Source organism: Variovorax sp. RKNM96 (assembly GCF_017161115.1).
Lineage (GTDB): Bacteria > Pseudomonadota > Gammaproteobacteria > Burkholderiales > Burkholderiaceae_C > Variovorax.
Window position 1 is genome coordinate 5,030,384 of sequence record NZ_CP046508.1, and the last position, 19,660, is coordinate 5,050,043.

Here is a 19,660-nt window from a genome sequence, read left to right on the forward strand (position 1 = left end):
TCATGTCTCCTGGTGGGTATGGACAGCCTCGGCCGGGCCGATGATCTTTCCGGGGTTGAAGATGTCGTGCGGGTCCAGCGCCTGCTTGATCGCGCGCATCAGCCCGACGGTGTGCACGCCGTGTTCCTCGACGAGGTACTGCATCTTGTGAAGGCCCACGCCGTGTTCGCCGGTCGACGTGCCGCCGTGGCGCAGCGCGCGCTGCACCAGCCGGTGGCTGAAGGCTTCAGCCGCTTCGTTCTCTTCAGCGCTCTGCGGATCGACCAGCACGAGGCAATGGAAATTGCCGTCGCCCACATGGCCGAACACGGGTGCGAGCAGGCCGTGCTCGGCAATGTCCGCCTGCGTTTCTTCCACGCATTGCGCAAGCGCAGAAAGGGGCACGCAGGCATCGGTCGTCAGGCTGCGGCTGCCGGCCTTCAACTGCAGGCAGGCGAAGTAGGCGTGATGACGCGGCGTCCACAGGCGCGAGCGCTCTTCCTGCAGATTGGCCCACTGGAACGCGCCACCGCCGTGGCTGGCCGCGATCTCGCGGACGATGTCCGACTGCTCGTCGATCTGCGCCTTGCTCGCGCCGAATTCGAGGAACAGCGTGGGGTGCTCGGCGAGCGCGGTGCGGCTGTGCGCGTTGACCGCGCGAATGGTCAGCGCATCCAGCATCTCGGCGCGCGCGAGCGGCACGCCCATCTGGATCGACTCGATCACGCAATCGACCGCCGCGGCCACCGTCGGAAAGTGCACCACCGCCGCCGCGTACGCCTCGGGATGCGGATGCAGCCGCACGGTCGCTTCGGTGATGAGGCCCAGCGTGCCTTCGGAGCCGCAGTAGAGCTGCGTGAGGTTGTAGCCCGCCGAGCTCTTGCGCGCCTGCGATGCGGTGCGCACCACGTCGCCGTTGGCGGTGACCACCGTGAGGCTCACGAGGTTGTCGCGCATCGTGCCGTAGCGCACGGTGTTCGTGCCCGAGGCGGCCGTCGCGACCATGCCGCCGATGGACGCATCCGCACCTGGATCGACCGAGAAGAAGAAGCCGGTCTCCAGCAGCGCCGCATTCAGCTGACCGCGCGTGACACCCGCTTCGACGGTGGCCGTGAGATCGCCGGGGCGGATCGCCAGCACCTTGTTCATCTGCGAGAAGTCGACGCACACGCCGCCCTCCACCGCGAGCAGGTGCCCTTCGACCGACGAGCCCACGCCGAAGCCGATGACCGGCACGCGCTCCCCGGCGCAGGCCCGCACGACGAAGGCCACCTCGTCGGTGCTCTGCACGAAGACGACCGCATCGGGCGGCTGCGGGAGGTAGGCCGATTCGTCGGTGCCATGCTGCAGCAGCACGGCTTGGCTGGTCGAGCAGCGCTCGCCGAAGCGTCGCTGCAACAATGCGAGCAACTCGCTCGAGGGCGCACGGCGTTTCGCGCGCGCAGGGGGACTCACAACCGCATCCATGGGGTCTTCTTTCCTGAACTCTGGAGAAGCACCGCGGGCCAATGCCGCGGTGCGGGGAACGCCTCAGCGCTTCGTGGAAGAAGCGGCTTGCGGCTTGACGAAAAGCACGAGCACCGCGCCGACGACGAGCAGCGCAGCCAGCATGTGCAGGCCCGCGTCAGTGCTCTTCGTCGCGTCCTTGATCAGGCCGATCATGAAAGGCGCGCTGAAGCCCGAGAGGTTGCCGAACGAATTGATGAAGGCAATGCCCGCCGCCGCGGCCGCACCGCCGAGGAACGCGGTCGGCATGCCCCAGAAGATCGGCAGCGTGGCCATGATGCCCATGGTGGCGAGCGTGAGCCCGGCCATCGCATACACCGCGTTGCCGTGGAAAGCCACGCTCAGCACCAGCCCGACGGCGCCGACAACGGCCGCGATGGCGCTGTGCCAGCGGTACTCCAGGCGCCGGTCGGCGCTGCGCGCCACCAGGTACATCGCGACCACGCCGAAGGCCCAGGGGATCGCGCTGACGAGGCCGATGTCCAGCGCACTCTTCACGCCGATCGCCTTGATGATGCTCGGCAGCCAGAACGAGATGCCGTAGAGCCCCGAGACGAACGAGAAATACACCAGCGCCAAGAGCCAGACGCGCGGATTGGCGAGCACGGTGAGGATCTTCGCTTCGGACTTGCCGGCGTCTTCGGCCGCGATGTCGCGGGCAATGAGCTCGCGCTCGGCCGGCGCGAGCCATTGCGCGTCTTTCACGCGGTCGTCGAGGTAGCGCCACACGACAAAGCCCAGCGCCACCGTCGGCAGGCCCTGCAGCAGGAAGAGCCATTGCCATCCGGCCCAGCCGTTGACGCCGCTCATGCCCTGCAATATCCAGCCCGAGATCGGGCCGCCGAGGATGCCCGCGAACGGAATCGCCGCGAGGAACAGCGAGGTCGCCTTGCCGCGCCGCGCGGCCGGATACCAGTAGGTGAGGTACAGGATGATCCCGGGGAAGAAGCCCGCCTCGGCCGCGCCGAGCAGGAAGCGGATCACGTAGAACGACATCGGCGAACTCACGAACATGGTCGCCGCGGACAGCAGGCCCCAGGTGACCATGATCCGCGCGATCCAGCGGCGCGCGCCCACGCGGTGCAGCACCACGTTGCTCGGCACCTCGAAGAGGAAGTAGCCGACGAAGAAGATGCCGGCGCCCAGGCCATACACCGCTTCGCTGAACTGCAGGTCGCCCTGCATCTGCAGCTTGGCGAAGCCGACGTTCACGCGGTCCAGGTAGGCCACGATGTAGCAGAGGAACAACAGCGGTATCAGGCGCCAACTGACCTTGCGGTAGACCGCGTCGGAGGTGCTGTCGAAACGGCCCTCGTAGGGTTTCGTGATTGCGGAGGTGCTCATGGGTGTGGTGTCTCGCTTTCGTTGTGGAGACGATGGTCGCGGCGCCACGCGGCCTCGCCGCAGCGGGTTAACGCGGAAGATTCATATGGATTGAAGACCTGCGTATCTCCGAACGAGATGGCTGGAGGCGTTGCCCGCGCGCATCAGAAATGCGGACCTTGGTACTAACCCGTGAGGCCGCAACCCTTTCGGCTGTCTATGATGGAATTCAACATGTTGTAACAATCTCGAGCCACTTTGAAAGAAAGCTCCCGATGGAATCACGCACCCTCCCTTCGTCGCTTCGCATGGCCGCACGCGGGCTGGCGGCGTTGCTGCTCACAACCGGCGCCTCGGCCCATGCGCTCGTGATCGGCATCACCGAAGGCGTGAGCTACCAGGTCACAGAGGCACAGATCGCGCCGCGCTTCGAGCCGATTGCCGAGGCCCTGAGCAAGGCGCTCAAGCAGCCGGTGACGGTCAAGGTGCTGATCTCGTACAACGTGGCGCGCGAGGCGCTGAAGAAGAAAGAGGTGGACCTGGTGTTCATCCACCCGGCCCATGTCGCGCTCGAGGCGGTGAAGTCGGGCAACTACAAGGCGCTGGCCTTCACCGCGGACTACACCGACTACAAGGTCTCGTTCCTGTGCAAGCAGGCGCAGCCCATCTCCGACTGGAAGGCCGTCGCGGGCAAGAGCCTGGTGCTGCCCGAGGTGGACTCGATCACCTCGGTGATCACGCGCGCGATGCTGCGCGAGCACGGCGTCGCGGAGTCCGCAGTCAAGGTGACCAACACGCGCTTCCAGGAGGCCGTGCCGTTCTATGTGACCAACGGCTTTGCCGCGTACGGCGCGACAGCGTCGGCCGGCGTGATCAAGACCTGGACCGACGGCGGCGGCAAGGTCTGCGCGGAATCGCGCGGCGTGCCGATCAAGCAGTGGCTCGTGTCGACCAAGACCGACGCCGCCACCGTGGCGACCGTGCGCGAGACGCTGCTCGGCCTCAACCAGAGCGATGCCGGCAAGCGCGCGCTCGCCGCCTCGAACTACACGGGATTCGTCGCGCCCACGAACGACTCGGAAGCGGACCTGATGCGCTGGCTGGGCATCTGAAACCCGGTATCTGCAAAACGACAAGCGGGGGCAGAATCCCCCGCTTGCGCTTTTTCAGGAACACCCATGACCGATCTCTCGAGCTTCCCCATCACGACCAAGTGGCCCGCACAGCACCCTGACCGCCTGCAGCTGTATTCGCTGCCCACGCCCAACGGCGTGAAGGTGTCGATCATGCTGGAGGAAACCGGCCTCGCCTACGAGCCGCACCTGGTGAGCTTCGAGACGCAGGACCAGATGTCGCCGGAGTTCCTGACGCTCAACCCGAACAACAAGATCCCGGCGATCCTCGATCCCGACGGCCCCGGCGGCAAGCCGCTCGCGCTGTTCGAGTCGGGCGCGATCCTGATCTACCTGGCCGAGAAGACCGGCAAGTTCATCCCGAAGGATGCCGCCGGCCGCTACCAAACCATCCAGTGGGTGATGTTCCAGATGGGCGGCATCGGGCCGATGTTCGGGCAGCTGGGTTTCTTCAACAAGTTCGCGGGCAAGGACTACGAAGACAAGCGTCCGCGCGACCGCTACGTGGCCGAATCGAAGCGCCTGCTCGGCGTGCTCGACAAGCACCTGGCGAACCGCGCGTGGATCATGGGCGACGAGTACACGATTGCGGACATCGCTTCGTTCCCTTGGATCCGCAACCTGATCGGGTTCTACGAGGCGGGCGAGCTGGTCGGGTTCAGCGAGTTCAAGAACGTGGCGCGTGTGCTCGAAGCGTTCGTCGCACGGCCTGCGGTGGTGAAGGGCCTCAACATCCCCAAGCGGGGCTGAGAGCCTGGCGACTGGCCCTCATCAGGGCCGCAGCGTCTTGCGCACCAGCGCCGGATCGCGGGCGATGTCTTCCTCGCGGAAGGGGAAGCGCAGCCAGTCCTTCTTCGCGTAGCGCACCACCGCTGCGGCGCCCGGCCCGTTGGCTACCGCAGTTTCCTTCTCGCCGTGTGCGAGCAGCGTGCGGGCATGCACGCCGCGCCGGTCGAAGTACACGACCTGCAGGTAGGTATTGCCGTGGGAGCGATCACCCATGGTGTAGTCGCCCTCGTTGGCACACGACACGCTGAAATAGCCCTCGGCATCGCAGCCCCCGAAAAGCGGAATCCGGAGGCCTTCGCTGCGGGCGAAGTGCAGCGTACCCAGCGGCGCGTCCAGCGCCCGGCCTTTCTGCCGCATGTCGTCGACCGCGCCGACGAGCGCGCGCGCCACGCGCGGGTCTGCGGCATTGATGGCGCCCGGCGTGCGTAGCGGCGCCTGTGCCGAGAACGCCTTCGCGTAGAGCTCCCCGGCCGGAATCTGCTGCAGCCGGGTCCAGAAGGCATCCCACAGCAGTGGCCCGCGATCCTCGGCACCCGCGCGGTTCGACCATTTGCGAAGGATCTGGCAGGCCTGCTGTACGTCGGGTGTCGACGCGCCCTGACCGGGCGATGCTGCACACGCTGCATCGAGCAAGGGTTGCTTGAACTGATCCGCGGTATAGGAACGCGCCTCCTGGGTCTTCTGCATCACCCGCTCGGCCAGTTGCCGGGCCGAGGTCGAGCCCGCATTCGAGAGCTCACGCGCGATGCGGTGCCCTTCTCTTCCGCGCATGCTCAACGCCTGCCCCTCGCCACCGAGGATCGATGCAAAACCCGTCAGCGGCTGCGCCGGGTTCGTGAGCCAGTAGCTGTCGTTCATGTTGGCCACGTAGTCCTCGCGCAGCAGGCTTGGCATGCGGTCGGCGGGCATGCGACGGGGTTGCGCCGAAGCCTGACCGGCTTTCCATTCGCAAGCCGATCGGCTGCCATCGAGCACGGGCGCGCTGGCGTCGATTGCGGCGAAGGCCTTCGACAGCGGCGTTGCACAGGCTGCGCGCAAATCGTCCGGCACTGCGGGCACTGCACCGATGTCGGCGTACCAGACGCGGCCATCGCCCCGCCCGATGGCGGCGGTATTGACCCACGGCATCGCGGCCTCCTGCTTCTGGATCTGGATGAATTCGTCGAGCGAACGCGCCTGGCCCCAGCGGAAGAAGTTCGGGAAGATGCGCGCGTTGCTCGCGTTGACGTCACGTATCGCGAGCGCCTTGCGGGCACTCCAGCCGAGCGCCGGATTGCGCGCCCCCAGATCGACCACCGGCCCGAAGCGCGTGCGGTAGAGCGTTCGGTGAACCGCCTCGAAGCTTCCGTCGGGCCGGCGCACCTCCACGGTCACCGGCTGGGCCTGCATGCGCTCGGACACGCCGTCGACCAGATAGCGGGTGGGGTCCGACGGGTCCAGCACCAGATCGAACAGTCCGAAGCGCCGTGCCGCCGACACCGTGTGGCTCCAGGCGACGTCGTTGTTGAAGCCGATCATGATCACGGGGATGCCGAGGAATGACACGCCCGCCACGTCCATCTTCCCCGGCAGCGTCAGGTGGGCCTGATAGAAGCGGTCCGGCCCGCCCCAATACCAGTGTGGATTGCCGAACAGGACGCTGCCGCCGCGCTCGCCCGTCGCGGCCTGGCCGAAAGCCAGCACATTGCTGCCGATGCCGCGCGCATCGCCGACGGGAATCTCGAGCCGGGACGACAGCGAGAGATGGTCCGTCGGTACAGGTGGGGAAGTTGCCGCGGGTTTCGCATTCACGATCTCGGAGACGAGATGCGTGTATCCGCCTGCCAACGCGGCAGCGATCATGCGCCGGTAGACATCGGCCGGCTCGATGGTCCGCACCCACGGTGCATCGTCGCAAGCGTGCCGCGCGCCCTTGCCGCCGCTCTTCTGGAGCGATCGCACATGGCGGTTGTAGCCCTCCGCGTAGCCGGCGATGAGTTCGTTGAGATCGGCCGGCTGCTCGCGCTTGAGGGCCTCGATCGCATCGGGGCCGGCGAAGGCCTTGAAGAAGAAATCGAGATCGAGGTTGACGGGGGTGCCGAAGGTCGAGCGCGTGGCGGGTTTCTTGTCCGCGCCGAAATACAGGGAGCGCTGCCCGCTGTAGGTGACGAAGGCGTCGGCCAACGTGCACAGCGCATCCTCGGCTTGCACCTGGCCGTAGCCGATGCCCAGGCCTCGCCAGGTGGTGGCGCGAATGTGGGGGATGCCATCGCCGGTGCGGCGTATCTCCATCGATGCCGTCGCGGTCGGGGCTTCACGCCGGGCCCATGCCGGGGCGGTGCCGATGAATGTGCCGGCAAGGGCGATGGCCGCGATACAGCCACTCCACGCGCGGCCACCAGGTCTGGGGGTTGTTTTCATGCATCCTTGAACGGTGCGCAACACGTGCGCAACCGGCTATTGCAGATCGGAGCCGCGGCGCCGCGCTTCTTCCAGCGCGGGCTTGACCAGGCCGGCGCCCGCGAGCGCCCACAGCGTGAGCGCTTCGTCGAACGCGCGCATGTGTCGCGGGTCTTCGCCCAGCCAGTGGACAAGCTGCTCTGCGTGAACGTGCGAGGGCAGGTCGTGAAACTGACAAAAAAGCGCCCAGGCCGTGTCGACGGCAGTCGCTGCGGAAACAGAAGTTCTGGTGGCCATCGTCGACTGCGCTGATGAATCTGTGCCGGGGTTGGCTTCGTCTTTCGTATTGACGCAGAGCCCTCGCATATGTTCATTTCGGAGTCTTCCGAAGAAGCAGGCGCTCACGTGACAGACGATTCGAACGAAGCCGCGCAGGGTCTTCAGCGCTCGCCCTGCGCGAGCACGCTGGCCTCGTCGCGCCATCCGCCACCTAGCGCCCGGTACAACGCAACGCGTGCCTGCAGTCGGCCCTGGCGCAGCTGGACGTCGAGGTCCTGCGCGCTATACAGCACGCGTTGCGCATCGAGCAGGACGAGCAACGTCTCGGCGCCAGCCCGATACCGCAGTTCCGAGAGTTCCGCCGCGCGGCGCGCCTGCAGCAGTTCATCGACCTGCGCCGATGCCTGCGCATCGGTGCCCGCCACCGCATCGAGCGCTGTTTGCGCATCCGCAAAGGCGCCGATGATTGCGGCGCGGTAAGCCCCGAGCAATTCCTCGCGCCTCGCTTCTGCGAGATCGCGTTCGCCCGCCAATCGCCCGCCATCGAAGATCGGCGCCGCCAGGCCGGCAGCGAGGCTGTAGATCGGGTTGTCGAACAAACCGCCGGGCGCCTGCCCTTGCAGGCCGACGGATGCCGTCAGCGTGACGCGCGGCAGCATCGCGGCACGCGCCGCCCGCACGTTCGCATCGGCAGCCGCCAGACGTGCTTCCGCTTGCGCGAGGTCGGGGCGGCGCACCAGCAGTTGCGACGGCAATCCCGCCGAGGCGAGGGGAATCCGAAGCGCCTCGAGCCGCGTCGGTGCCGCTGCCGGTGCCGGTTCCGGCGCTGGAAGGCCGAGCAGCAGGGCCAGTGCGGTTTCCGCATGGCGCGCTTGCTGCTCCAGGCGCGCGAGTTCGCGCTCCCGTGCCGCCGCCAGGCCGCGCTGCTGGGCGAGATCTAGTGGCGTGGCCGCACCGGCGCGGCCGCGCGATTCCACCAGCCTCAAGACCCGCTGTGCATTCTCGAGACTGCTGCGCGCGATCGTCACGCGCTCGCGCAGACCTACCGTCTGCAGCCAGGACGACGCGACTTCGGCCGTCACGCTGAGCTGCACAGCATCGCGCTCGAACACGCTGGCGCGCAGGCCTTGCTGCGCCTCGCGATGCAGCGCGCCCTGGCGCCCCCACAGGTCGAGTTCGTAGCGCGCCGCGAAGCCGATCGCATGCGCGTTGCCATCGACCGCCGCCCGCCCGCCCATGCGGGCCTGGCGGCTTGCATCGATCTGACCTGTCAGTTCGGGCAGCCGCTGCGCACCCGCGATACGCGCCTGCGCTCTCGCGCCGTCGACACGGGCCAGCGCCATCGCCAGGTCCTGGTTGCGCGCTTGCGCCTGTGCGATGAGCGTGTCGAGCTCGGTGCTGCCGAGGCGGCTCCACCAGCGCGCATCGAAGGTCGAGGCGTTCGCGTCAGGTTGCGCACGCTGCCAGGATGCGGGCAGTTCAACCGCGTGCGGCGGCAGATCGGCGGGCACGGCACAACCAGCGAGCCATAACGCGCCAACCCAAGTCACGGGCGAGAGGCGCCGCAGCCGACGCATTTGAATTTTCCGCATGGTGCTCTCTGTTGCGACTATTGCGAGGCCAGCGCCACGACCGGGTCCAGCCGGGCCGCGTTTCTCGCTGGCATGAAGCCGAAGATCAGGCCCGTCAGCACGGCGCAGGCGAAGGCGCCGAGGCTGGCAAGGAGGGAGAAGACCACGGGCACACCAGCCAGCATCAGCACCGCGACAATCGCAAGCCCCACGATCACGCCCACGGTGCCGCCGACCGAAGTCACGAGCACGGCTTCGGTCATGAACTGCCGCAGGATGTCGGTCTGGCGCGCGCCGGTCGCCATGCGGATGCCGACTTCGCGGGTGCGCTCGCGCACCGTCATCAGCATCACGTTCATCACGCCGATACCGCCCACGACCAGCGAGATCGTGGCGATCAGGCCCAGCATCATCGTCATCGCATGCGCAGTCTCGGACTGCACGCGGATCGCCTCGACGCGATTCCAGACATGCACGTCGCGCACCTTGCGCTGCTGCGCCAGGCGGTCCTCGATGGCGTTCGCCGTGGCCGTGGCCTGGTTCATGTCGCGTATCTGCACGGCGATCCAGGTCGGATTGCGGTGGCCGAAGATGCGCGCCGCGGCCGCGGAGAACGGAACGATGACGCGGTCGTCCTGGTCTTCGCCGTCGGTCGTTCCCTTGGCGGCGAGCACGCCGACCACCTGGAACGGCACCTTGTCGATCAGGATGTCCTGGCCGATCGGATCGCTGCCATCCGCGAACAGGGTCTTGCGAACGGTCTGCCCTATGACGGTCACCTTGGCCGCGCGCTCCTCGTCCGTGACGTCGAACATCGCGCCCTCGGTGATGCGCCATCCCAGCACGTGGGTGAAGCCCACCGTGGTGCCGCCGCCTTCCGAGCTGTGGTCGACGTTGCCGCGTCGCACCACCACGCGATCCTCGATGTAGGGCGTGGCGGCTTCCACGTTCGGCAGGCTACGCACGGTGTCGACGTCTTCGAGCGTCAGCGGCGCACTCGGTGCGCGCGCGCTGCTTTCGCGGGCCGAGACGAACATGGTGCGGACACCGAAGGTCTCGAACTGCGCGAGCACCTGCTGCTGCGAGCCGCCGCCAACCGCCAGCATCGCGATGACCGACGCGACGCCGATGACGATGCCCAGCAGCGTCAGCCCGGTACGGAAGCGGTTGCTCCACATCACGCGCCAGGCGGCGCGGGCCGCTTCATGCAGGTCGGCGGACAGCGACGCCTGCCCGGGGCCCGGCCCGCGCCTGGCCTCGTGTGCGAGTACCGTCCCGATGGCCGGACGCGCATCGCCGGAGTCCGCCACGATCTCGCCATCGCGGATCTCCACGATGCGGCCGGCCTGCGCGGCGACCTGCCGGTCGTGCGTGATCAGGACCACCGTATGGCCCGCATCGGCGAGTTCGTGCAGCAGCTTCATGACCTCGGCGCCGCTCTGGCTGTCGAGGGCGCCGGTGGGCTCGTCGGCCAGGATGATGCGCCCGCCGTTCATCAGCGCTCGCGCGATCGCCACACGCTGCTGCTGGCCGCCCGACAGCTGGTGCGGCCGGTGGTCGAGCCGCGCCCCCATGGCCAGCCGCTCGAGCAGCGCGGTGGCGCGCGCGCGGCGCTCGGCCTCGGGCATGCCGGCATAGAGCGCGGGAATCTCGACGTTCTCTCGCGCCGACTCGGTCTGCACGAGGTGATAGCCCTGGAACACGAACCCGAACGCCTCGCGGCGCAATCGCGCGAGCGCGTCGGCATCGAAGCCCGAGACGTCCTTGCCCTCGAACAGATAGCGTCCGCTGCTCGGCCGATCGAGGCAGCCAAGAATGTTCATGAGCGTGGACTTGCCCGAGCCGGAGGCACCCACGATGGCAACGAACTCGCCTGCACGGATCTTCAGAGAAATACCGCGCAGCACCTGCGTGGGCGATGGATCGTCCGCCGTCTGCTGTGGCTGGCCGTAGGCCTTGCGGATGTCCTGCAGTTCGACCAGCGGCGGCCTCTCACCCGCCGCCTGGCCTGGCGTCGTCACGCTCATGGCTTCGCGGTCTTGCCGTCGGCCAGGCCGGTCACGATGCGGTCGCCCACCTGGATACCGTCGAGCGCCTGCGCGACGACGCGGTTGCGCACGCCGACGCGCAGCGGCCGCGTCTCGACACTGCCGTCGGTACGCAACACCCGCACCGTGAAGCGATCCGCATCGGCACCGGGCACCGGCACCAGTGCGGCCGCCGGCACGACCACCGCTTCGGCGGCGGACGACTCCACGAACGTGACTTGGGCCGTCATCTGCGGCATGAGCTCGCCGTCGGCGTTGTCGATGTCGAACAGCGCGGTGTAGACCACGACCTTGCTGGGCGCGGCGGGCGCCGCGGTGCTGCTGTCGCTGGCGCCGGTCTTGACGCCCGGTGGGGGTGGCGCGGGCAGAACCTGGCGCACCTTGCCGTGCCAGCGGCGCCGGCTGTTGCCCAGCGTGGTGAAGTAGACCGGCATGCCGGCCTTCACGCGCCCCACGTCGGCCTCGGACACCTCGGACCACACGGTCATCGAGGACAGGTCGGCAATGCGCAGCACGTCGGGCGTCTGGTAGGTGGCATTGAGCGTCTGCCCCTCGCGCGCGGCCACGGAGACCACCGTGCCGGCCATCGGTGCATAGATGCGCGTGTAGCCCAGGCGCGCCTCATCGGCCTTGAGGGTGGCCTGCGTCTGCGCGATCTGGGCCTCGAGGTTGTCGATGCGCGCGGCGGCCGAGGCGAGCGCGGCCTCTGCGTTCTGGACGTCTTCCTCGCGGGTGGCGCCGTCGGCGGCCATCTGGCGCTGGCGCGCATGCTGCTGGCTCGCCAGGCGATGCTGTGCGCGCTGGTCGGCGAGCTGGGCACGAAGTCCAGCCAGCGAGGCGCGGCCGGCATCGACCGTGGCGCGCTGCACGCTGGGATCGATCTCGACCAGCAACTGCCCTTTTTCGATGATGTCGCCCGGCTGGACGTTGAGCCGCAGGATCTGCCCCGAGACCTGGGCACCGACGTCCACATAACGCCGCGGCTGCAACGTGCCGAACGCCGTGACGCTCGATTCGATGGACGCGCGCCACGCCGCAGTCGACTCGACCTCGCCCGCGGGACGGCGCGCCCAGAGATAGCCGGTCGCAACCGAGATCAGGAGAAAAACGAGAAGGAGATAGGCGATTCTGCGCATGTCGATGGGCCAAGGCCTTGCGGACGCCGCGCCGCATGGCGCAGGCACCGCCCGCCGGGCCGGTCTCTGTCAATCTATATCTGGACGGCCTGGGACTCGCTGCGCACCGCATGGCGCATGCGGGGTGTGGCGGCAAGCAGCGCATTGCCGATCTCGCCGGTGCGCACCGAAGTCACCGACAGCAAGGTATCGCTGATGCCGTGGCTGTCCTCGCAGGCACCTTGCAGGAAGATGCCCGGATGAAAATCCGGCGAGGTCTTCAGGCGGTAGTAGCGATCGACCGAGAAATCGCCGAGGTAGGCCTCCAGCGGTTGCAGCAGGTCCCTGTGCTGCTCGCGCGCATAGCCGGTGGCCAGCACGACGGCGTCGTAGCGCACCGTGCTCTCGAGCCCGTCGTCCTGGTCGCGCAGCGTCAGGTGGATGCCGTCCGCCGCGGCACGCACTGCACTCACATCGTGTTGGCGCAGCATGCGCAGGCGATTGCCGCGCGCCACCTTCTGGTTGTAGAAGACCTTGAAGATCTGCTGGATCAGGTCGAGATCGGCCACGGCGTAGTTGGTCTGGGACACCTCGTCGAGCAGCGCTGCGCGCTCGTCGCTCGGACGGCTGAACACGTAGTCGGTGAAGTCCACATTGAAGACTTCATTGACGAAGGGGCTGTCGTCGGCCGGACGGATCGAGCGGGCACGCATGACCAGGTCGACGTGCGGCGCATTCGGCCGCGCCTGCAGGTCCATGAAGATTTCGGCCGCGCTCTGGCCAGCACCGATGATCGCGACGCGCTGGGCCTCATCGTGGCGCGCGATGTCCTTGAGGTAGCTGTTGGAGTGGAAGACGCGCCCGTCGCCACGCAAGGCGCGAAAACCTTCGGGGATGTTGGGCGTGCCGCCGATGCTCACGACGAGGTTGCGCGCGATCCGCTCCTGCACGCGGCCGTCTTCACGGCGCGAACGCACCCGCAGCAGCGAGACCTCGCCGCCCTGCTTCTCGGGCAGCACTTCGAACACCTCTTCGCCGTAGGCACACGATTCCTCGAACTGGCGCGCGGCCCAGCCCAGGTAGTCATTGAACTCGTGGCGGCTGGGGAAGAAGCTCTTGAGGTTGATGAAGTCCGGCAGCCTGCCGTTTTCGTGCAGATAGTTGATGAAGGTGAAGCGGCTGGTGGGGTTGCGCAGCGTCGCCAGGTCCTTCAGGAAGGAAATCTGCATGTGCGCGTGGTCCAGCAGCATGTGGGGATGCCAGGCAAAGCTGTTCTGCCGCTCGAGGAACAGGGCATCCAGCGGCTTGCCACCATGGCGCTTTTCCTCGAGTGCAATGGCCAGCGCGATGTTGGACGGGCCGAATCCGACGCCGATCAGGTCATGGATGTGTTGCATGGATTTTCAACTCCTGTGGTGATGGACGGGCGTCTTCGATGGCCGGGGAAACGCGGGCCTCCTGCTCATGCAGCGAGGCTTTCCAGGTGTGCGTGGCTGCGGTCTTCCGCCACGCGCCCAGCGCGCATCGTGATGACGCGGTCGGCCAGGTGGAAGTAGCGGTCGTCGTGCGAGATCACGACCAGCAGGTGCCCCTTGGCACGCAGTTCGGGCAGCAGCTCGGTGTAGAAAAGATGGCGGAAAGTCGGGTCCTGGTCGGCAGCCCATTCGTCGAACACCAGCACCGGCCGGCCCTCGAGGTAGGCATGCACCAGCGCGAGACGCTTGCGCTGGCCGGTCGACAGGTCCACGGTGCTGAAGGAGCCGTCCTTCACGCTCACCTTGTGGGCGATCTCGAGGCGCTGCAGATACGGGAGGGCCGCCTGCGGGAGCGCGCTCTCGCCCGACTCGCCCTTCTCGCGCGCCACCAGGTCCTCGAACAGGTAGAAGTCGGAGAACACCGTGGTGAAGAGCTGCCGGTAGTCGTCGCGGGTTTCGGGCGTCACGGCGATACCGTCGCGCAGCACTTCGCCTTGCTGTGGCGCGTAGAGACCCAGCAGCAGCTTGATCAACGTGGTCTTGCCGGAGCCGTTGTCGCCCACCACGAAGACCATTTCGCCGCGCCGAAGCTCCAGGTCGATCGGCCCCAGCACGAAGGACTCGCCGCCCTCGGCCCCCTCGAAGGCGTAGCGCACGCCGCGCATGCCGATGCCATCGGCCAGCGTCGCGGGCTCCGAGGCGCGGTCCAGGTGCAGATGAGGCTCCGGCGTGGCGAAGCGCGCCGAGAGATCGGCGATGCGCTGGAACGCGACCTTGGCGCGGCCCACGCTGGGCAGGGTACCTGCGATCTGGTCCATCGGCCCCTTGAGGAACAGCAGCACCAGCACGAAGCCGCTGAGCACCACGGGCTCCGTGGTGCGGAACGAGGCCCAACCCAGGATCAGTGCGATCAGCAGGAAGAACAGCGCCGAACTGAAGGCAGTGGCCATCACGAAGGTGTTGATCGCGCGGCCGTTGACCACGCGAATCCTGTCCACGATGCGCTCGACCTGGCCGCTGAACATGCGCGTGCGGCGATCGCGGTGCATGCGCAGTTCCTTGGCGCCCTCGCTGATGGCGCGGTAGGCCTTGTGCAACTGGTCTTCCTGCTCGCGCGCTTTCCAGAAGCCGGCTTCGCCGCGGGTCTGGGTGATGGTCTGGATCGCCGTGCCGATCACGAGCGCCACGAGCAGCAGGCCGAACAGCGGCAACGACAGCCAGGCCAGATAGCCCAGGCAGCCCAGCGCAACGGCCAGCGAGATCAGCGTGGACGACGCCACGAACGCGGCGTCGCTGATCATGTCCACGTCCTGCGACAGCACCGGCATCAGGCGGTGGGTGCGATAGCGCTCCAGCGCGTCGATGGGCGCCGACAGGATCTTCTGGGCGAGGCTCTTGCGCACCTGGGCCACCAGGCGCTGGCCAACGAAGTTGGTGGAGACATCGGAGACCATGCGCCCCAGCAGCGCGACGGCACAGAGCACGACGAAGGTCAGCAGCAGTCCGCCGGCCATGCCCCCTTGCTGGTTCAGGACTTCGTTGATCGTGCGCAGGAGCGCCACCGTGGCACCACCCGCGCAGATGCCCGTGATGGCGGACAGCACGATCCAGGGAGCGAACGGCTTCAGCAGGCGCGCGACTTCTGCGGCATTGCCGCTGTTGGATGTCATTCAGAACTCTTTCCGCCTTCACGAGGCGACGTCAACCGGCCGCGCGTGCACGGCCGAACCAATATGGCTGGAAGACGCCCGGCTCGGGCGTTCCTCCCGGTCGGCACAGCGCCGCCTCCCTCATAGACGGATCGGGCTCGCCAATGTTCATGCGGACCGCGGCATCGCAGCGGCTGCGCCGGAATGAACATGCGACGGGCCAGCGCGTCCTGTCTGTGTGCAGGCCGCATTTCTTCTTTTTTCCCACTGTTCCACCGTCTCCCGACAGGCAGACGCGTGATCCCGCTGCTCGCGCCCATCTTCCGAGGCGAGCTGGCGCCGCTCGGTGAGCGACTCGCATGCGCGGACGCGGTTCCCGCGGATGCCGTGCGCGTCGCGGACCTCGTGGCGTCGCGGGCGCGGCTGCTCGAGGTGCTGCAACTGCAGGCCCGCTTCAGGCACAGCACGGGCGACGACCTGCGGGCGGTCGCCTCGGCCTGGATCCTGGACTACCTGGAAGCGCTGCTGCCGCCCGTGGTGGCAGCGGCCAGCGTGCTGCACCACGTGTTTCCGGTGCAGGCGGCCCAGATCTGGCTGCGTCTGGATGCCCGGGGCGGCCCCGTGAGTTTTCATATCAGGCAACTCGGCGCCGCCTGCCCCGGCACGCGCACGGCCGAGCGCTACGCGCCGCTGCTTCAGCATCACCTGGCGCCGTTGTTCTCGGCGCTTTCCAGCCTGACCCGACTCGCGCCGAAGATCCTCTGGGGCAACGCGGCGCGGCACCTGGAACCCATCCTCGGCCAGGCGCTGGCGCTCACGGGCGGCTCCGAGCCCATCGCGCAGGACATGGCGTACCTGCTGCAAAGCGCCACCTGGCCGCACGCGGCCGAAGGCGGAGCCGAAGCCGGGGAGCGCAGCAATCCCCTCTTTGGGCGCCAGCGCGAGATCCGCCTGGTCCACGAGGGGCGCCACACATCGTTCCGGCTGCACCGGCAGTGCTGCCTCTACTACCTGCTTCCCCACGAGACCCATTGCAATGCCTGCCCGCTCTCGCCGGCCTACCGCAAGGGCGGGGAAGAGGAAGAAGAGGACGCGGGCGCATTTGAAGGTCCGCCGGCCTGAAAGACAGGGAGGCCATCCAGCATCGGGCCGCATCGCCTGCCCGGTGAACAGATCGCGGGCCATTTCGTCTCGTTCTTTAGGCCCGCGGAGGGAGGCCAGTTCGCGTGCGCCCGCCGCTTTCAACCCATCGAGACCCATACACATCCATGTCCAAGGCAAAACTCGTCTACATCCTGTCCTTGAGAAACGCAGCCGCCGACAAGGCTGGCCAGCACGTCGCCTACAAGGGCGAGCAGCGCTACATGAAATCGCCGCTCGAGTACCTGGCAGAGGCGCTCGACAACACGCCGCTGGGTGACGCCTACTCGCTCGAAGGCATCGTCTACGACGACGATGCACAGTCCCCGCGCGACCAGACCGCCCTGGCGGACTACGGCTTCTCCTGGCATCCCGAACGGAAATGGATCTTTCCCGCCGACCTGCGGGCACAGGGCAAGCTGCTGCGCGACATGCTGCATCCGGTGCCCTCGGCCTACCGGCGGCTGCCCTTGAACTCGGCCGAACGCGTGCCGGGAAAGAGCGCCTTCGAACGCGCGCTGCTCGACAAACTGCTGACGCTGCAGGCCGACCTGGTGCTGCTCGATGGGCTCCTGGTCATCCTCGACGAACTGGTGCGGCCCGGCGCGCACTTCCACCGCAGCATGGTCAACATCCATCCCGGCATCACGCGCATCGAATCGCCGTACGAGCGCCGCGGCGCCTACGCGACGCTGGACGCACTGCATGGCGCCCAGGGCTTGAAGGTGGCGAACTGGACCACGATGGAGAAAGTCTCCGTGCCGACGGTCTCGAAGACGGGAGCGTCGCTGCACTACGTCGACAACGGCATCGACTCGGGCGAAGTCATCTTCGATGCGCTCGAAACCGACATCGCCCCCGACGACACGATCCTCGAATTGCGTTGGAACAACTTCAACCGAAGCCTCTTCCCGGCTATGCACCAAGGCTTGGCGCTGCTGGCCGCACGTACGACGAGGCCGGCTCGGTTGAGGCATGCCATAGGCAAATGTGGCGACAGCACAACGAGCCTGTGAAATACCTTCAATCAGATACGAACAATTCTCATTAAAATCCGCCCGGTTTAAATCTTAAGAAGTCCTTTCCATGCGCTCTCCTCCCCTGCCTCGTCAGCGTCTGCTGAGTTCCTCGCTCGCAGCGGCCTTCGGCGCCGCCGTGACCTTCTGGAGCCCCGCGGCTTCGGCGCAGGCGCAGACGCCCGCACAAGCGACCCCGCCCGCACCGGCAACGCCCACGGCAGGCAGCGCGCTGCCCGAAGTGCGCGTCACGGCCGAGGGGGAAAGCCCGATGGGTCCGGTGACCGGCTTCGCCGCCAAGCGCAGCCTGAGCGGCACCAAGACCGACACGCCCATCCTCGAGATTCCGCAGTCGATTTCCGTCATCGGCCGCGACGAAATGAATGCACGGGGCGTGCAGAACGCCATGGACGCGGTTCGCTACACCCCGGGCGTGATCACCAACATCAACGGCCCGGACAACCGGGGCTGGGAAGACATCTCGATCCGCGGCTTTCCCGCGGGGCTGAGCATCTACCAGAACGGCCTGGCCCAGACGCCTTTCAACGTCACCAACTACATCAGCGATCCCTACATGTTCGAGCGGGTCGAGGTGCTGCGCGGCCCGTCGTCGATGATCTTCGGCCAGGGCGATGCGGGCGGCATCACCAACCGCGTCACCAAGCTGGCATCGGGCGAGCGCAACCGCGAGATCGAGCTGCAGATCGGCAACCACCAGCGCAAGCAGCTGGCCTTCGACATCGGCGATCGCTTCGGGGAAACCTCCGACTGGAGCTATCGCCTCATCGGCGTGGGCCTGGACAGCAACGACGAGGACCGCTATCCGGACGGCCACAAGCTCAACCGCACGCGCACCGTGCTGGCGCCTTCGCTGCAGTGGAAGCCCAGCGCGAGGACCTCGCTCACGCTGTATGGCGAGTACATCAAGAACAGCTCGGCCGAAGACACCTATTTCGTTCCGGACAAGGAGCTGCGTCCCACCGCGCTGAAGATGGGCGACTACAGCTTCAGCGGCATCGCGCAGCAGCAAAAGAGCATCGGCTACCGCTTCCAGCACGAATTCGCCGACGGCTGGACGGTGCGCCAGAACTACCGTTTCTCGCAGTTGGAACTGCAGCGCCGCGTGGTCTGGACCACCGGCCTCCAGGAAGACGGCCGCACGCTCGACCGGGTCGCCCGCACCTGGAACGATCCGATGTCGCAGTCGGTCATGGACACCAGCGTCGAAGGCAAGTTCAAGACCGGCTCGGTGCAGCACACGATGCTGTGGGGCATCGACTTCAGCCAGCAGAAGGGTTCGGCGAACCAGTACAGCGACCCCGCGCCCACCCTCGACTTCTACCAGCCGGTCTACGGCCAGTACGTTCCCTATCCGACCACGCCGCTGAACATCTACCGGCAGGACACCCGGCAGATCGGCTACTACATGCAGGACCAGATCAAGTTCGACGACCGCTGGGTGCTCACGCTCGGTGGCCGCAAGGACCATGTCCGCCAGATCACCAACGATCCGCTGAACAGCTCCCTCACGATCCAGCCCGACAGGAAGTTCAGCGGCCGCGCCGGCCTCACCTACCTGTTCGACAACGGCGTTGCGCCCTACATCAGCTACGCCGAATCGTTCCTGCCCAGCGCCGGTCTCGACGCCAACAAGAACCCCTTCAAGCCCACCAGCGGCAAGCAGGTGGAAGTGGGGGTCAAGTACCAGCCCGCGGGCAGCAGGCTGCTGCTGACGGCCGCGGTGTTCGACCTGCGCAAGTCGAACGTGGTCTCCTACGACCCGGAAACCTTCGAGGGCCGGCAGATCGGCAAGGTGCGTTCGCGCGGCATCGAACTGGAAGCCAAGGGCGAGCTGCTGCCGGGCCTGAGCATCTCGGGCTCCTACACCCGCATGAACGTCAAGGTCACGAGCAGCTCCGATCCGGAAGAAATCGGCAAGGGCCTGCCCGAGAAGCCGAAGGAAATCGCATCGGTCTGGCTCGACTACACGATGGGCAAGGGCCTGGGCTTCGGCGGCGGCGTGCGCCACGTGGGCAGGAGCCCCGGCAACGAGCACAACACCTTCTTCTCGTCGAGCTACACGGTGCTGGACGCCGCCATCCGCTACGAGCAGGGGCCGTGGCGCTATGCGCTCAACGTGTCCAACCTCGGCGACAAGAAGTACATCGCGAGCTGCTACGTGGACTCGTGCTACAGCGGCGCCCGTCGCTCGATCACGCTGACGGCGCGCTACAAGTTCTGATGCCGTCGCCCAGGTT

Annotated in this window: 13 protein-coding genes; 5 read left to right on the top strand and 8 right to left on the bottom strand. The window is 67.1% G+C overall.

Translation table 11 applies throughout. The annotated features are described in order from the left end of the window. Both GNX71_RS23395 and GNX71_RS23400 read right to left on the bottom strand, forming a co-directional pair. Nucleotides 1–1,446, bottom strand: a complete 1,446-nt coding sequence (locus GNX71_RS23395; protein WP_206174638.1) for an FAD-linked oxidase C-terminal domain-containing protein — start codon at nucleotides 1,444–1,446, stop codon at nucleotides 1–3. A gap of 63 nt (nucleotides 1,447–1,509) precedes the next feature. Further along, nucleotides 1,510–2,829: an MFS transporter gene (locus tag GNX71_RS23400; RefSeq protein ID WP_206174639.1), complete on the bottom strand. Its 1,320-nt coding sequence runs from the start codon at nucleotides 2,827–2,829 to the stop codon at nucleotides 1,510–1,512. Between the two features lie 254 nt (nucleotides 2,830–3,083). Between GNX71_RS23400 and GNX71_RS23405 the strand changes: the two genes are divergently transcribed. Both GNX71_RS23405 and GNX71_RS23410 read left to right on the top strand, forming a co-directional pair. After that, nucleotides 3,084–3,920 (top strand): PhnD/SsuA/transferrin family substrate-binding protein, encoded by an 837-nt coding sequence (locus GNX71_RS23405; RefSeq protein ID WP_206174640.1) that lies wholly within the window; start codon nucleotides 3,084–3,086, stop codon nucleotides 3,918–3,920. 66 nt (nucleotides 3,921–3,986) lie between these two features. Further along, entirely contained in the window at nucleotides 3,987–4,691 is a 705-nt protein-coding gene (locus tag GNX71_RS23410; RefSeq protein ID WP_206174641.1) for a glutathione S-transferase N-terminal domain-containing protein, read from the top strand. 21 nt (nucleotides 4,692–4,712) lie between these two features. On the opposite strand, the gene GNX71_RS23415 is transcribed toward GNX71_RS23410, so the two are convergent. The 6 genes from GNX71_RS23415 to GNX71_RS23445 all read right to left on the bottom strand — a co-directional run bounded on the left by GNX71_RS23415 (nucleotide 4,713) and on the right by GNX71_RS23445 (nucleotide 15,267). Next, nucleotides 4,713–7,130: a penicillin acylase family protein gene (locus GNX71_RS23415; RefSeq protein ID WP_241027028.1), complete on the bottom strand. Its 2,418-nt coding sequence runs from the start codon at nucleotides 7,128–7,130 to the stop codon at nucleotides 4,713–4,715. A gap of 419 nt (nucleotides 7,131–7,549) precedes the next feature. Beyond that, nucleotides 7,550–8,980 (bottom strand): efflux transporter outer membrane subunit, encoded by a 1,431-nt coding sequence (locus tag GNX71_RS23425; protein ID WP_206174643.1) that lies wholly within the window; start codon nucleotides 8,978–8,980, stop codon nucleotides 7,550–7,552. A 17-nt stretch (nucleotides 8,981–8,997) separates the two neighbouring features. After that, nucleotides 8,998–10,986: a MacB family efflux pump subunit gene (locus GNX71_RS23430; protein ID WP_206174644.1), complete on the bottom strand. Its 1,989-nt coding sequence runs from the start codon at nucleotides 10,984–10,986 to the stop codon at nucleotides 8,998–9,000. After that, nucleotides 10,983–12,143 (bottom strand): efflux RND transporter periplasmic adaptor subunit, encoded by a 1,161-nt coding sequence (locus GNX71_RS23435; RefSeq protein ID WP_206174645.1) that lies wholly within the window; start codon nucleotides 12,141–12,143, stop codon nucleotides 10,983–10,985. The genes GNX71_RS23430 and GNX71_RS23435 overlap by 4 nt, the downstream gene beginning before the upstream one ends. Nucleotides 12,144–12,217: 74 nt before the next feature. After that, nucleotides 12,218–13,519, bottom strand: a complete 1,302-nt coding sequence (locus tag GNX71_RS23440) for a lysine N(6)-hydroxylase/L-ornithine N(5)-oxygenase family protein (protein WP_206174646.1) — start codon at nucleotides 13,517–13,519, stop codon at nucleotides 12,218–12,220. Between the two features lie 65 nt (nucleotides 13,520–13,584). Beyond that, a complete protein-coding gene (locus tag GNX71_RS23445) occupies nucleotides 13,585–15,267 on the bottom strand; it encodes a cyclic peptide export ABC transporter (RefSeq protein WP_206174647.1) in 1,683 nt (560 codons plus the stop codon). 276 nt (nucleotides 15,268–15,543) lie between these two features. Here GNX71_RS23445 and fhuF point away from each other — a divergent pair, with 276 nt between their 5' ends. The 3 genes from fhuF (at nucleotide 15,544) to GNX71_RS23460 (ending at nucleotide 19,644) form a co-directional block, all read left to right on the top strand. Next, nucleotides 15,544–16,368, top strand: a complete 825-nt coding sequence (gene fhuF / locus GNX71_RS23450; RefSeq protein ID WP_241027030.1) for a siderophore-iron reductase FhuF — start codon at nucleotides 15,544–15,546, stop codon at nucleotides 16,366–16,368. Nucleotides 16,369–16,514: 146 nt separating this feature from the next. After that, nucleotides 16,515–17,402, top strand: coding sequence for a formyltransferase family protein (locus tag GNX71_RS23455; protein ID WP_206174649.1), 888 nt, complete (start codon nucleotides 16,515–16,517; stop codon nucleotides 17,400–17,402). A 70-nt stretch (nucleotides 17,403–17,472) separates the two neighbouring features. Further along, entirely contained in the window at nucleotides 17,473–19,644 is a 2,172-nt protein-coding gene (locus tag GNX71_RS23460; RefSeq protein ID WP_206174650.1) for a TonB-dependent siderophore receptor, read from the top strand. Nucleotides 19,645–19,660 lie beyond the last annotated feature (16 nt).

What these genes read in the sequence shown, in the direction of transcription:
- GNX71_RS23395 (WP_206174638.1), bottom strand. Translation starts at nt 1,446, where the DNA reads ATGGATGCGGTTGTGAGTCCCCCTGCGCGCGCGAAACGCCGTGCGCCC.
- GNX71_RS23400 (WP_206174639.1), bottom strand. Translation starts at nt 2,829, where the DNA reads ATGAGCACCTCCGCAATCACGAAACCCTACGAGGGCCGTTTCGACAGC.
- GNX71_RS23405 (WP_206174640.1), top strand. Translation starts at nt 3,084, where the DNA reads ATGGAATCACGCACCCTCCCTTCGTCGCTTCGCATGGCCGCACGCGGG.
- GNX71_RS23410 (WP_206174641.1), top strand. Translation starts at nt 3,987, where the DNA reads ATGACCGATCTCTCGAGCTTCCCCATCACGACCAAGTGGCCCGCACAG.
- GNX71_RS23415 (WP_241027028.1), bottom strand. Translation starts at nt 7,130, where the DNA reads ATGAAAACAACCCCCAGACCTGGTGGCCGCGCGTGGAGTGGCTGTATC.
- GNX71_RS23425 (WP_206174643.1), bottom strand. Translation starts at nt 8,980, where the DNA reads ATGCGGAAAATTCAAATGCGTCGGCTGCGGCGCCTCTCGCCCGTGACT.
- GNX71_RS23430 (WP_206174644.1), bottom strand. Translation starts at nt 10,986, where the DNA reads ATGAGCGTGACGACGCCAGGCCAGGCGGCGGGTGAGAGGCCGCCGCTG.
- GNX71_RS23435 (WP_206174645.1), bottom strand. Translation starts at nt 12,143, where the DNA reads ATGCGCAGAATCGCCTATCTCCTTCTCGTTTTTCTCCTGATCTCGGTT.
- GNX71_RS23440 (WP_206174646.1), bottom strand. Translation starts at nt 13,519, where the DNA reads ATGCAACACATCCATGACCTGATCGGCGTCGGATTCGGCCCGTCCAAC.
- GNX71_RS23445 (WP_206174647.1), bottom strand. Translation starts at nt 15,267, where the DNA reads ATGACATCCAACAGCGGCAATGCCGCAGAAGTCGCGCGCCTGCTGAAG.
- GNX71_RS23455 (WP_206174649.1), top strand. Translation starts at nt 16,515, where the DNA reads ATGTCCAAGGCAAAACTCGTCTACATCCTGTCCTTGAGAAACGCAGCC.
- GNX71_RS23460 (WP_206174650.1), top strand. Translation starts at nt 17,473, where the DNA reads ATGCGCTCTCCTCCCCTGCCTCGTCAGCGTCTGCTGAGTTCCTCGCTC.